General features: G+C 68.0%; 9 protein-coding genes. 3 read left to right on the forward strand and 6 right to left on the reverse strand.

Annotated elements, in window-relative coordinates; genetic code table 11:
• Positions 1–53: 53 nt before the first annotated feature.
• The 3 genes from ABDJ85_RS02130 to ABDJ85_RS02140 are packed head-to-tail and all read right to left on the reverse strand — an operon-like array spanning position 54 to position 5,455.
• Positions 54–1,022, reverse strand: coding sequence for an AEC family transporter (locus ABDJ85_RS02130; protein WP_347703075.1), 969 nt, complete (start codon positions 1,020–1,022; stop codon positions 54–56).
• Entirely contained in the window at positions 1,019–2,845 is a 1,827-nt protein-coding gene (locus ABDJ85_RS02135) for an ATP-binding protein (RefSeq protein WP_347703076.1), read from the reverse strand. The genes ABDJ85_RS02130 and ABDJ85_RS02135 overlap by 4 nt, the downstream gene beginning before the upstream one ends.
• A 12-nt stretch (positions 2,846–2,857) precedes the next feature.
• Complete coding sequence (locus tag ABDJ85_RS02140; protein WP_347703077.1) at positions 2,858–5,455, reverse strand: DNA topoisomerase III; 2,598 nt, start codon at positions 5,453–5,455, stop codon at positions 2,858–2,860.
• A gap of 227 nt (positions 5,456–5,682) precedes the next feature.
• Here ABDJ85_RS02140 and ABDJ85_RS02145 point away from each other — a divergent pair, with 227 nt between their 5' ends.
• Genes ABDJ85_RS02145 through ABDJ85_RS02155 form a run of 3 tightly spaced genes read left to right on the forward strand, consistent with a single transcriptional unit; the run spans position 5,683 to position 7,618 of the window.
• Positions 5,683–6,147 carry an SET domain-containing protein gene (locus tag ABDJ85_RS02145; RefSeq protein ID WP_347703078.1) on the forward strand — a complete coding sequence of 155 codons (465 nt, stop codon included), beginning with the start codon at positions 5,683–5,685 and terminating at the stop codon, positions 6,145–6,147.
• A gap of 6 nt (positions 6,148–6,153) precedes the next feature.
• Positions 6,154–6,888, forward strand: coding sequence for a biotin--[acetyl-CoA-carboxylase] ligase (locus ABDJ85_RS02150; protein WP_347703079.1), 735 nt, complete (start codon positions 6,154–6,156; stop codon positions 6,886–6,888).
• A 4-nt stretch (positions 6,889–6,892) separates the two neighbouring features.
• The gene (locus tag ABDJ85_RS02155; protein ID WP_347703080.1) at positions 6,893–7,618 is read left to right on the forward strand and encodes a hypothetical protein; all 726 of its coding nucleotides are present in this window, start codon (positions 6,893–6,895) and stop codon (positions 7,616–7,618) included.
• On the opposite strand, the gene ABDJ85_RS02160 is transcribed toward ABDJ85_RS02155, so the two are convergent.
• The 3 genes from ABDJ85_RS02160 to ABDJ85_RS02170 form a co-directional block, all read right to left on the reverse strand.
• Positions 7,580–9,667 (reverse strand): S8 family serine peptidase, encoded by a 2,088-nt coding sequence (locus ABDJ85_RS02160; protein WP_347703081.1) that lies wholly within the window; start codon positions 9,665–9,667, stop codon positions 7,580–7,582. The two genes, ABDJ85_RS02155 and ABDJ85_RS02160, sit on opposite strands and share 39 nt — an antisense overlap.
• 139 nt (positions 9,668–9,806) lie before the next feature.
• Positions 9,807–10,805, reverse strand: coding sequence for a type I glyceraldehyde-3-phosphate dehydrogenase (gene gap / locus ABDJ85_RS02165; RefSeq protein WP_347703082.1), 999 nt, complete (start codon positions 10,803–10,805; stop codon positions 9,807–9,809).
• 516 nt (positions 10,806–11,321) lie between these two features.
• A complete protein-coding gene (locus tag ABDJ85_RS02170; protein ID WP_347703083.1) occupies positions 11,322–12,347 on the reverse strand; it encodes a hypothetical protein in 1,026 nt (341 codons plus the stop codon).
• Between the last annotated feature and the right edge of the window lie 77 nt (positions 12,348–12,424).

A 12,424-nucleotide genomic window follows, 5' to 3' on the forward strand; every position in this document is an offset into this window, starting at 1 on the left:
CAGCAGAGCAGGAAGTGTGGGGAGCATTGCGCAGCGGCCGGCAGTGCCGTCCGTCATGCGCCACCCGACCAGGGAAAGTAGCGCGCCAGCAGCGCGAGCCACAGCGGCGCAGTGGCCACATAGGCCACGGTCGAGAGCACGGTGGCCGCCGTGGTTTCGGCCTCCAGCGACCGATAGCGCTGGGCAAAGATCAGGGCGTTGGAGCCGATCGGCAGCGCACCCATCATCACGATCACGGCCAGCGGCAGGCCTGTGAGCCCAAAGCCCCAATGCGCGCACACCAGCACCAGGGCCGGCTGCACCAGCAGCTTGACGAGCACCAGGCCCAGCATGCCGCGCCAGGCGGACGGCCAGCCGTACTGCGCGAGCGAGAGGCCGATGAGCGTCAGGCACAGGGGCACGACGGCGGTGCCCAGGGTTTGCAGCGCCTCGTCCAGCACGGCCGGCAGCGGCCAGCCGGTGGCGTTCCACGACAGGCCCACCACCACGGGCAGCACGACAGGGTGGATCACGGTGTTGCGCGCTGTCTGAGCCAAGGTGGCCGCCAGGCTGCGGCTGGGCTGCTCGCGCGCCAGGTCCAGCTCGACGAGCAAGGTCAGCAGGATCAGCAGCACCAGCGCATGCAGGCTGACCACGGTGATGTGGATGGCCAGGCCCGTCTCGCCAAACACGCCCGCCGCCAGCGGGATGCCGACCTGCAAGGTGTTGCCAAAGCCCGCCGTGATGGCCTTGACGCTGGGCTCGGCGGCGCTGGTGCGGCGCGGGCGCTGCCACAGGTAGACCAGCAGGATGAGCCCGAGCACGGGCACGAAGAAGGCCGCCAGCAGCGACCAGGGCAGCGCGTGCGTGTCGAGCCTCGCGGTGGTGCGCACCAAGAGCGCGGGCACGAAGAGATAGAAGGCCGCATTGGCCAGCACACGCGCTGGGTCGCCCTCACCCAGCAGCTTGGACCGGCCCGCCGCCCAGCCCAGGCCCACGGCGGCCAGGATGGCCAGCAGCTTGGCGACGATGGCAAAGCTCATGTAACGGCTTGGAGCTCGATCTCGAAACTGAAGCGGCTGCCGCTGCCCGGCGTGCTCTCGACGACGATCTGCCCGCCCATCAGGCGCACCAGCTCCTGGCTGATGGAGAGGCCGAGCCCTGAGCCGCCCTGGCGGCGCGGCAGGTCACCGAGTTGCTCGAAGGGCTGGAAGAGCCGGGTCGATTGCTCGGGCGTGAGGCCGATGCCGGTGTCGCTGACCGCGCAGGCCAGGCGCTGCGGGGCGCTGGACGTGGCCGGCAACAGATCCACCTGCAGTCGCACGTGGCCGGCGTCGGTGAACTTGATGGCATTGGCCAGCAGATTGAGCAGCACCTGGCGCAGGCGCTGGCCGTCCAGCACCGCGTGTGCTGGCAAGGCGGGGTCGAGGTCCAGCTGCAGGTCGAGCTGCTTGGCATCGGCACGCGGGCGCAGGCTCTGGACGACGATGTCGAAGAGCGCGCGCAGATCGACATTCGTGGCCTTGAGCGTGATCTTGCCGGCCTCGATGCTGGCCATGTCGAGCACGTCTTCGATCAAGGTCAGCAGGTGGTCGCCGGAGTCGCGCATCACGGTCAGGCGGGCCTGCTGCTGGGCGGTCAGCTGCGGGTCCATCTGCAGCAGCTGCACAAAGCCGAGGATGCCGTTGAGCGGCGTGCGCAGCTCGTGGCTCATGGTGGCCAGGAAGCGGCCTTTGCTGAGTGCGGCTGCCTCGGCGCGCTCGGAGGCCTCGCGCAGCGCCGCGGTGCGCTCGGCAACCAGCTCTTCCAGCCGGTCGCGGTGGGCCTGCAGCTCCAGCTCGGCCTCGCGGCGCTGGGTGACGTCGGTGACGATGCCCTCGATCTCGCGCTCGCCGGCACTGCCGGTCCAGTGCGCGCTCAGCTCGATGAAGCGCCGTGCGCCATCGGGCCGGCGCAGCTCCAGCGGCAGTTGGCGCACCTGGCCCTCGCGGCCCAGGCGCTCTTCCAGGCCCCGGGCGGCCTCGGGCGCGAGGCCGAGCAGCTCGGCCAGGCGGTGGGGCTCGGTGGGCTCGGGCACGCCCAGCAGGTCGACGAGCGCACGGTTGATGCGCACCACGCGGCCCAGATGGTCGGCCACGAAGATGCCTTCGCTGGCGTTCTGAAAGAGGCTGCGGTAGCGCGCCTCGGAAGTGGCCAGCTCCGCATGGGCGGCGTGCAGGGTCTGGCTCATGGCATTGAACTGGCGCGTCAGGTCGCCGATTTCGTCGCGCGAGACCACGTCCACCTGCGCGCCCAGCTCGCCGCTGGCCACGCGCTTGGCAAACTGCCCCAGGCGCTGCACCGGCCGCTTGACCAGCAGTTGCATCAGCAGCAGGCTGCCCACCACCACGCCCGTGAGCACGGTGGCCAGCAGCAGACCGACAAGGCGCCGCGAGGCAGCCAGCTTGGCCTCCAGCCCGGCGCGGGTGCTGATCAAGGTGGCGCGGGCAATCACCTCCTCGCTGCCCTTGCCGACGGGCTGGTAGTGGATGTCGAAATGCCACTCCATGGGGCGCACTGGCGGCTCGTCGCGGCGGCGCCAGGCCCAGCCCGGCGGCAGCCCCAGGCCTTGCAGCTCGACGCTGTGGACCTCGGGGTCGGCCATGATGGCGCCGAGCATCTCGCTGACGGTGGCGCGGTCGAGATTCCAGATCGGACCGGCCATGCCGTGCTCGATGAGGGCCGCCAGCCGCGTCTGGCGCGCCTCCAGCTCGCGGTCCAGCCGCGCCTCTTCACGTGCCAGCCAGCCCCAGCCCACCACCACCACCAGCACCGTGGTTAACAGGGTGAGACCCGCCACCACGCGGGCTTGAAGGCCGAACTGCATGGGCCGCTGGCGCTACTTGGTTGTCTTGGCAGCGGCTTTGGCGCCGGTCTTGGCGCCCGCCTTGGGTGGGAACTTGGACGCACGAGGCTCGAACTCGAACACGACCTTGCCCTCCTTCTTGTCGTACACCAGGAAGGCCTTGAACTTGCGTCGCGTCTTGTTGGAGACGAAGTTCTCCAGCAGATCGGTCTTGCCTTCGCCCAGCAGCTTGCTGGCCTGGGCCGGCTCGATGGGCTGCTGCAGGATGATCTTGCCGGTCTTGAAGTCGCAGGTCACATGGGCGCCCACGCTGTGCTCGCAGACGTAGTTGCTGCCGTGCTCATAGACATGGCCCTTGCACTTGGGGCAGGCGCCCAAGCTCGTCTGGGCCGAGAAGTCCACCGGCTCGCCGTCGCCCTCGCCGTCTTTGGCGTCGTCGCCAAAGTCGAACTCCAGCTTCCAGTTGGCGATCTCCTCGTCGTAGACCAGGGCCATCTCGGCCGTGAAGGGCCAGCCCGCCTTGGAGCGGAAGCCCTCCAGCGGCCCGATGCGCTTGTTGGCCAGGAAGGCCTCGACCTCATGCAGCTCGAAGCTGCGGCCGGCCGGGATCTTGGTGATGGAGAAGCCGCAGCCCTCGCCCGCCGCGTCCTTGCCTTGGCACGTGAAGCGGCGGTAGTTCTCTTTGACGACGCCGCCGCATTTGGGGCAGGGCGTCTTGAGCGTCGCGTAGTCGCCGGGGATGGTGTCGCGGTCATAGCCCTTGGCCTTGGCCACCATCCTCTCGGTCATGGTGGCGATCTCGGCCATGAACTGCTCGCGCTTGAGCTTGCCCTTCTCCATCTGGGCGAGCTGGTATTCCCAGTCGCCGGTCAGCTCGGGCTTGGTCAGGTCCTCGACCTCCAGGCCGCGCAAGAGCGTCATCAGCTGGAAGGCCTTGGCCGTGGGGATCAGCTCGCGGCCCTCGCGCAGCATGTACTTCTCGGCGATCAGGCCTTCAATCGTGGCCGCGCGCGTGGCTGGCGTGCCCAGGCCCTTCTCGGCCATGGCCTCGCGCAGCTCGTCGTCGTCGATCAGCTTGCCCGCGCCCTCCATGGCCGAGAGCAGGGTCGCCTCGGTGTAGCGCGCGGGCGGCTTGGTCTGCAGGCCCTTCACGTCGACGCTCTCGGTCCGCACCAGCTCGTTCGGCTTCACGGGCACGAGGCTGCCGGACTCATCCTCATCGGCATCCTTGCCGTAGACGGCCAGCCAACCGGGCTTGACCAGCACCTTGCCATTGGTCTGAAACTGGTGCTTCTCGATGGTCGAAATGCGCGTCGTGACCAGGAACTCGGCGGGCGGGAAGAACACGCCCAGGAAGCGCTTGACCACCAGCTCGTAGAGCTTGGCCTCGGGCTCGGTCAGGCTCTTGGGCGCCTGCAGCGTGGGGATGATGGCGAAGTGGTCCGACACCTTGGTGTTGTCGAACACTTTCTTGGTGGGCTTGATATAGCCCTCCTTGAGCGCCGTGGCCGCGTGGCCGGACAGCGCGGCCAGCGGGCCCGGCAGGTCCTCCTGCGACAGCATCTTGGCGGTGTCCTTGGCCACAGCCAGGTAGTCCTCGGGCAGGAAGCGCGAGTCCGTCCGCGGGTAGGTCAGCACCTTGTGCTTTTCGTACAGCGCCTGGGCCAGGCCCAGCGTGGTCTTGGCCGAGAAGCCGAAGCGCGAGTTGGCCTCGCGCTGCAGGGTGGTCAGGTCGTAGAGCGCGCCGCAGGAGCTGGTGGTGGGCTTGCTCTCCTCGGTCACCGTGGCGGGCTTGCCCAGCACGGCCTTGGCAATGGCCTCGGCCTCGGCCTGCGTCCAGAGCCGGTCGGCACGGCGGTCGGGGTCGTCGTTTTTCTTCCAGGCGGGGTCGAACCACTTGCCTTCGTACTGGCCGGCCTCGGCGTCGAAGTTGGCGCGCAGCTCCCAGTAGTCGCGGGCGATGTGCTTGCGGATCTTTTCTTCGCGCTCGACCACGACCGACAGGGTCGGCGTCTGCACCCGGCCCACGGTGGTCAGGAAGAAGCCACCGTCGCGCGAGTTGAAGGCCGTCATGGCCCGCGTGCCATTGATGCCCACCAGCCAGTCGGCCTCGGAGCGGCAGCGTGCGGCGTCGGCCAAGGGCAGCATCTGCGCGTCGCTGCGCAGCTTCTCGAAGCCCTCGCGGATGGCGGCCGGCGTCATGGACTGCAGCCACAGGCGCTGGATGGGTTTGTCGAGCTTGCCGCGCGCCGGCTGTGCGTACTGGACGATCAACCGGAAGATCAGCTCCCCCTCCCGCCCCGCGTCACAGGCGTTGATCAGGGCGGTCACGTCCTTGCGCCGGATCAGCTTGCACAGGGCGTTGAGCCGGGTCTTGTTCTTGTCGATGGGGTTGAGGTCGAAGTGCGGCGGGATCACCGGCAGGTGAGCAAAGCTCCACTTGCCGCGCTTCACGTCGAAGGCTTCGGGCGCCGCAATCTCCACCAAGTGGCCCACGGCGGAACTGACCACGTACTGGTCGTTCTCGAAGTAATCGTCCTGCTTGTCAAACTTGCCCGCCACCGGTGTCAGCGCACGGACGATGTCCTGCGCCACCGAAGGCTTCTCCGCAATGATCAGGGTCTTGCTCATCGATCGATCTATCCGTTCTCAACATCTTCGGGCCGAGCGCCGGGCCGCCCCAAGCCGGCCCGTCAGAGGCTGATGGCGATTCAAGGTCGCCGTCAGCTTCGCCCCCTCGGGGGGCGGCTCAGCGTATTCGCTGGGCCGGGGGTTCCACGTTTCTCGTGCCTACAATCCGGGGCCTCGCGCGCACACGCACACGCGCGCCCCCATGAAATCACCCTAACACAGGCCTGATGAGCAGCAAGCCCCCCCGCCGCAAGATCCAGGTTCGCAACTCCGGTGTCCACGGCAAGGGGGTCTACGCCGTAGCCCCCATCGAGGCCGGCACCAAGATCATCGAGTACACGGGCGAGCGCATCAGCTGGCAAGAGGCGCAGGACCGTCACCCGCACGACCCGGCCCACCCCAACCACACCTTCTACTTCAGCCTGGATTCGGGCGAGGTGATCGACGCGCTCTACGGCGGCAACAACGCGCGCTGGATCAACCACAGCTGCGAGCCCAACTGCGAGGCCGAGGAAACCGACGCCGGCCGCGTCTACATCCGCGCGCTGCGCGACATCGAGCCCGGCGAAGAACTCTTCTACGACTACGGCCTGGTGCTGGACGAGCGCTACACCGCCAAGCTCAAGAAGGAGTTCGCCTGCTTCTGCGGCACCGCCACCTGTCGTGGCACCTTGCTGGCGCCCAAGCGCTGACCGGCCATGCCCGTCGCCATCTTTGAACGACGCTGGCTCGCTGAGTGTGAGTCGACCAACGCCCTCGGCCTGGACCACCTGCGCGAGGGCGGCGCCCCGCTGCTGCTGGTGGCCGACCGCCAGACCAACGGCCGGGGCCGCCAGGGCCGCAGTTGGATCTCCATCCCCGGCGGCTCGCTGACCTGCTCCTTCGCGCTGGCCCTGCCGGCGCGGCTCGACCTCTCGGGCCTGTCGCTGGCCGTGGGCTGCGCGGTGGCCGATGCGCTCGACCCCAGCGGCGGCCACATCCGCCTGAAGTGGCCCAACGACCTGTGGCTCGACGGCGCCAAGCTCGGCGGCATCCTGATCGAAACCATCCCCCTGCCCGATGCCCAGCGCGGCGTGGTCATCGGCCTGGGGCTCAACCTCGCGCCGCTGCCGCTGGACGCCGACCGCAGCGCCTATGCCAGCGGCCATGCGGCCCTGACCTCGCTGTGGCCCGAGGCCGATGCCGACGCGGTGCTGGCCCGCCTGGCCCCGGCGCTGCGCCATCTGCTGTCCGACTTTGAAGACTTCGGCGGCTTCGGCCCCTGGCAGCGCGTGTTCGCCAAGCGTGACCTGGCGCGCGGCCAGGTGGTGCGCGTGGGCACCCTCGTGGGCACCGCGCGTGGCGTCAACGGCCACGGCGACCTGCTGCTGCAAACCGCCAGCGGCCTGCAAGTCTGCCGCAGTGGCGAGCTGAGCCTGCGGCTGGAAGAGTAGGCCGATGCGCGCCCTGGTGGTCCTGCTGCTGGTGCTGAACCTCGGGTTCTTCGCCTGGTCGCGTGGCTGGCTGGACCGCATCACCGGCGTGCCGGCCCAGGGCAGCTCGGAGGCCCACCGCCTGCAGCGTCAGGAACACCCCGAGCGCATCGAGATCCTGGACGCCGCCACCACCGCCGCCCTGACCCAGCAGACCTGCCTGGAGCTGGGCCCGCTGGATGGCGATGCGCCGCTGGCCGCCGCCCAGGCCGCGCTGCGCGCCAGCAACCTCGTCACCGGCGAGTGGCTGACCCGCACCGCCGAGCAGCCCGGCAGCTTTGTAGTGGCCACCATCCGGCTCGACAACGCCGAGTTCCGCGCCCGCAAGGAAGCCACCTACAAGCAGCTCAAGCTCGACACCGAGCCGCTCACCGGCCTGCCCGCCGAGCAGCCCGCCCTCGTGCTGGGCCGCTTTGCCACCGAGGCACAGGCGCACGCCGAGCTGGCCTCGCTCGACAAGCGCGGTCTCAAGGGCCTGCGGGTGCTGCAGGTGCGCGCGCCGAGCCGCCAGCACTACCTGGTGCTGCGCGAGGCCGATGGCATCACCGCCAGCAAGCTGCGCGGCCTCAAGGACCCAGCCCTCTCCGTCGGCTTCAAGACCTGCTCGCCCGCCACCAACAGCGCCTTGCCGCCGGTGGCCGCCGCTGCGGCTTCAGCGCCGCTGATTGCCGGAAGCGCGGCGTCCCGCTGATCCCGGCAGAGCCAGCGCCGCCAGCAGGATCAGCAGCAGCCAGCCCGCGCTGGCCGCCCCACCCCCGCCACCACCGCCACCCGACGACGACGGGCTGCTGGTGCTGGCCGCCGCCGCCACGCTGACCGTCAGCTGCTGCGCGTAGGTGAAGCCGAGGTCATCCGTCATCAGCACCCGCGCCGTGAAGCTGCCCGCGCCCGAAGGCACGAAGCTGGCCGTGGCCGTGCTGCCGCCGCTGGCCGCGCCGCTCACGATGCCGCCGCCGTCCACCAGGCTCCAGGCATAGCTGGCAATGCTGCGGCCCGCGCCCAGGCCGGTGATCGTGGACGCCAGGCTGACCGTGTCACCCGCCTTGAGGCCGGTGGCCGGCGTGGCCGCGATGCTGACCGTGGCGCCATTGAGGGCCTGCACGGCCGCCAGCGCCGCCGCTGCGTCCACCATGCCGGCGCCACAGGTCTTCACCGTGCAGTAGCACTCCAGCTGCTCGGTGGCCGTGGGTGTCTTGCACTGCGGCGGCGTCGGGTCGTCGCTGCTGCCGCCGCCGCTGGTCACGAAGGGGCGCGCCGTGCGCTTGAGCAGGGTGGTGATCTCACTCGGCGTCAGCGAGGGCCGCACCGAGCTCATCAAGGCCACGATGCCGCTGACCACCGGCGCCGAGAAGCTGGTGCCCACCGAGGCGCCACTGCCCGTGTAGGCGTTGTCGCCCGCCACTGGGCCCTGTGCACCGCTGTTCGTGGTGCTGATCATGGGGTAGAGGCAAGGCTGGCCAGCGCCGACATTGATGCAGTTGCCACCCGGCGCGGCGATGGTGACCTCGGTGCCCACGCTGGAGAAGCCCACCTTGGTCCCGACATGCCGCAAGGCCGTCACGGTGATGACGCCCGGGCAATTGCCCGGCATGCCCACCGCCAGGCCCGCCGAATTGCCGGCCGCGACCACGATGCTGCTGCCCGCCGCGTTCACGGCCGCAATGGTCTCGCGGTAGAGCTTGCCCTTGCCCGTGGTGTCGCAGGCACCAGTGCCCCCGAGGCTGAGGTTGAGCACCTTGGCCTTGTTCGGGTTGCTGGGCACGCCGGGCAGGTCGATGCCCGCCGCCCAGCGCATGCCAGCCATGATGTCGCTGTCATAGCCGCCACACTTGCCCAGCACGCGCACGGGCAGCAGGCGCACGCCCCAGCCCACGCCGGCCATGCCCAGGCCGTTGTTGCTGCTGGCCCCGATCAGGCCCGAGACGCGTGTGCCGTGCCAGGAGGAGTTGCCGATGTCGGCGCTGGTGCATTCGCTGCCGAGCTTGCCGCTGTTGATGTCGGCCTGGCTGACCCAGTCGCCCGGATCGCTGGCGTCGGCGTCGGCACCGTCGCTGTCGTTGGCCACGGCCGTAGACACACTGCCAGGCGAGCCGTAGCCGATGAAGTCATAGCCGCCGACGATCTTGGCGGCCAGGTCCGGGTGGTCCTTGCGCACGCCGGTGTCGAGCACGGCCACAATCACACTGCTGCTACCGGTGCTGATGTCCCAGGCGGCCGGCGCATTGATGCTGGACACCACCTGACCCGGCGTGCTGCTGGGCGCCTTGAGGTACCACTGGTCGATCACGCGGCTCGCCACGCCGCCCGAGCTGCTCTCGGGGTTGACCGCTGCACCGCCAAAAAGCGGGTCATTGGGCAGGGTGGCCGTGTGCTTGCGCCGCTGGTCCACCACGGCCAGTTCCACCTCGGGGTCCGCAGCGAGTTGGCGGGCCAGCGCAGCGGCATCACGGCCCCGGGCGAAGACGACATGCGTGCGCTCGTCGAGGCTGCGCCCGGCCGTCAAGCTGTGGCCGCGCCGCAGGCCCAGCGCGGTGGCCCGGGTCTGGGCGACGTCGCGCGCCTCGCTGCGCGTGGCGCGTACCGCCAGGGCCTTGGCCCGAACGCTGTCGGCTTGCGGCTTGAAGCGCACGATCAGGCGCACTTCCGGCTCGGTCGCCGTGCCTTGCGCAGCACCAGGCAGTGGGGTCAAGGCAACCGCAACCAAGGCGGCCACGGCAAGCAGGGCAGATCGCATCGACATCTGGAGGGCTCCCACGGGCGGGGCAGTGTAGGCCGCAGGGCAGCGCCTGCTGGCAAGCAAATGTTCCCTCCGACAACGTTCAGACAGGCACAAAAAAGCCCCGCGTTGCGGGGCTTTTGCTCAGTCCGGTGCGGTCTGCTTATGCAGAGACAACCTTGACCATTTCGAGGACCTTGTTCGAATAGCCCCACTCGTTGTCGTACCAGGACACGACCTTGACGAAGGTGCCATCGAGGGCGATGCCGGCTTCGGCGTCGAAGATGGAGGTGCGGGCGTCACCACGGAAGTCGGTCGCGACGACCTTGTCCTCGGTGTAGCCGAGCACGCCCTTCAGGGCGCCTTGCGACTGGGCCTTCATTTCGGCGCAGATGTCGGCGTAGCTGGCGTCGGCGTTCAGCTCGACGGTCAGGTCCACGACGGACACATCGCTCGTCGGGACGCGGAAGGCCATGCCGGTGAGCTTCTTGTTCAGCTCAGGGATGACCTTGCCCACGGCCTTGGCGGCACCGGTGCTGGAGGGGATGATGTTCTCCAGGATGCCGCGGCCACCGCGCCAGTCCTTGTTCGACGGGCCGTCCACGGTCTTTTGCGTGGCGGTGGCAGCGTGCACGGTGGTCATCAGGCCGCGCTTGATGCCCCACTTGTCGTTCAGCACCTTGGCGATCGGGGCCAGGCAGTTGGTCGTGCAGGAAGCGTTGGAGATGATGGCTTCGCCAGCGTACTTGGTGTGGTTCACGCCGAAGACGAACATGGGGGTCTCGTCCTTGGACGGGGCCGACATGATGACCTTCTTGGCGCCAGCAGCCAGGTGCTTCTCAGCGCCGGCCTTGTCAAGGAACAGGCCGGTGGACTCGATCACGATGTCGGCACCGACTTCACCCCACTTCAGCTCGGCGGGGTCCTTGACGGCGGTCAGGCGGATCTTCTTGCCGTTCACGACCAGGGTGTTGCCCTCGACGGAGACGTCGCCCTTGAAATTGCCGTGCACCGAGTCGTACTTGAGCATGTAAGCCAGGTAGTCGGGTTCGAGCAGGTCGTTGATACCAACGACTTCGATGTCTTTGAAGTTCGCGACGGCGGCGCGGAACACCATGCGCCCGATGCGGCCGAAGCCGTTGATGCCGATCTTGATGGTCATGAGGCTGTCTCCAGGAATAGGGGGTTCAACTGCATCGAGCATTGTGGCCGATGCTTTGCGCTCGTGAGGTACAGAGCGGTTTCATGTGGGTTGTGCCTGGTGCGTGGCTGGGTTGAGCAAGGCGGCGGCCGGGGCCTTGGCGTCGCTCTGCGGGCTTGCCCTTCGCGTTGCTCCGGGTGCCCTGCGCTGCGCGGACTTGGGCCGCGCCGCAAAACTCCCTGCGTTCGCTGCGCTCACTGCGGTCAAACAGCTGCGGCGAGTCAGAAGTGGAAGCGCGCGGGTACGCGCGCCGGCCCAAGTCCTGTGCTGCTCGGCTTCGCCCAAAGTCGCGCCACTCAGGCCCCGGCCACCGCCTTGCCGGCACGACTGGGTTTGCTTGACCGCGCCACCAGCCCGCTTGCAACGCGACCGCGTTGCCGCGCCAAACCAGCGCCAACGCAGCACGCCAGGCAAGGCGCAGCATCGCCTCTAGGTGCTCCACCGAAAAGCCAGAAGCACTTTAGGCCGTAGATGGTGTCATGGCGCGCTGGCGGCTACGGGCGGCTTGGGGGTCAGCTTGAGATGAAGGCACGGCACTTCGATCTGCAGTTCCGAACCGAAGAAGTCATTGGCCTGCTCCGCGCTGGAATACCTGAGCTGCAAGCCCTCCAGCCATCGCACAAAACCCAGAACATTTGGATCATTCCGCCGACCCAGCACGTACGCCTCATTCGGCACATTGCCACCGTAGATGGTGTAGCCGACTTTGAAGGGGCAGTCCATGGTCTTCAAGTCGAAGTCAACAGGTCGCGCCAAGACGTTGCTGGTCATCTTCAAGAACTCCACCAAACCGAATCGTTCCTGCTTCAGGGTCCAACTTCGGCCACGCGCCGGAAAGTACGTGAACTGCTGCCGAAGCATGTAGGGGGACTCTTTGCCGGTGCGACAGGGCATGCGATAGGTCAGCAGCCGGTCACGCACAGCCTTCTCGAAGATCTGGCCCGCCGATGAATGCAGGAACTTGACTTGCGGCGGTTGAGCTCCATCGCCCACAAAGGTAACAGCAGCAATGATGTGCTCCGTGCTGTCAGCGCGATACCAACTTGGCGGCCCCTCCATGTCGGTACGCGGCACAACGACGCAGGAATGCTGCCCCTCTTGCGAACTTGCCGGCGGCATTGGCTCGGGATCCCGGTCTGAATTCCAGAACCGGAACTCCTGCACCGCAACCACCACGCCATCGGAGGCTTGCAAGCAAGGCAAACGCAGCTTTGAGAGGTAGCTGTAAACCTCGTCCTGCATGTCTTGGCGCGCCGAGTTGTAGAGCACTTCTACGCTCGGCCCCTTGTCTGGGGCGCTGAACTTCAGGAGTACGCGCATGCCACCGGAGCCTCGGTCCAGGCGATGCTGCTCTGGAAACTCGGGCGGCTTCTCTGGCTTGATCAAACAGCGCAACGCCTGCGCATCCGTGGGCACAACTGTCTCGGTCTGTGCCCATGCCGCCGGAAGCAAGGCGACTGCCGACTGCAGAAAGCCAACGGCGATGCACAACCACACCCGCATGTCTATCCTCCCAAAGCAATCAAGCCCGGCGCGAGTTTGCCTCGCGCCGGGCTTGATTTGTGAGGGGAAAAGTGCCG

This window comes from Roseateles paludis, assembly GCF_039872745.1.
Classification (GTDB): Bacteria; Pseudomonadota; Gammaproteobacteria; order Burkholderiales; family Burkholderiaceae_C; genus Pelomonas; species Pelomonas paludis.

What these genes read in the sequence shown, in the direction of transcription:
- ABDJ85_RS02130 (WP_347703075.1), bottom strand. Translation starts at nt 1,022, where the DNA reads ATGAGCTTTGCCATCGTCGCCAAGCTGCTGGCCATCCTGGCCGCCGTG.
- ABDJ85_RS02135 (WP_347703076.1), bottom strand. Translation starts at nt 2,845, where the DNA reads ATGCAGTTCGGCCTTCAAGCCCGCGTGGTGGCGGGTCTCACCCTGTTA.
- ABDJ85_RS02140 (WP_347703077.1), bottom strand. Translation starts at nt 5,455, where the DNA reads ATGAGCAAGACCCTGATCATTGCGGAGAAGCCTTCGGTGGCGCAGGAC.
- ABDJ85_RS02145 (WP_347703078.1), top strand. Translation starts at nt 5,683, where the DNA reads ATGAGCAGCAAGCCCCCCCGCCGCAAGATCCAGGTTCGCAACTCCGGT.
- ABDJ85_RS02150 (WP_347703079.1), top strand. Translation starts at nt 6,154, where the DNA reads ATGCCCGTCGCCATCTTTGAACGACGCTGGCTCGCTGAGTGTGAGTCG.
- ABDJ85_RS02155 (WP_347703080.1), top strand. Translation starts at nt 6,893, where the DNA reads ATGCGCGCCCTGGTGGTCCTGCTGCTGGTGCTGAACCTCGGGTTCTTC.
- ABDJ85_RS02160 (WP_347703081.1), bottom strand. Translation starts at nt 9,667, where the DNA reads ATGTCGATGCGATCTGCCCTGCTTGCCGTGGCCGCCTTGGTTGCGGTT.
- gap (WP_347703082.1), bottom strand. Translation starts at nt 10,805, where the DNA reads ATGACCATCAAGATCGGCATCAACGGCTTCGGCCGCATCGGGCGCATG.
- ABDJ85_RS02170 (WP_347703083.1), bottom strand. Translation starts at nt 12,347, where the DNA reads ATGCGGGTGTGGTTGTGCATCGCCGTTGGCTTTCTGCAGTCGGCAGTC.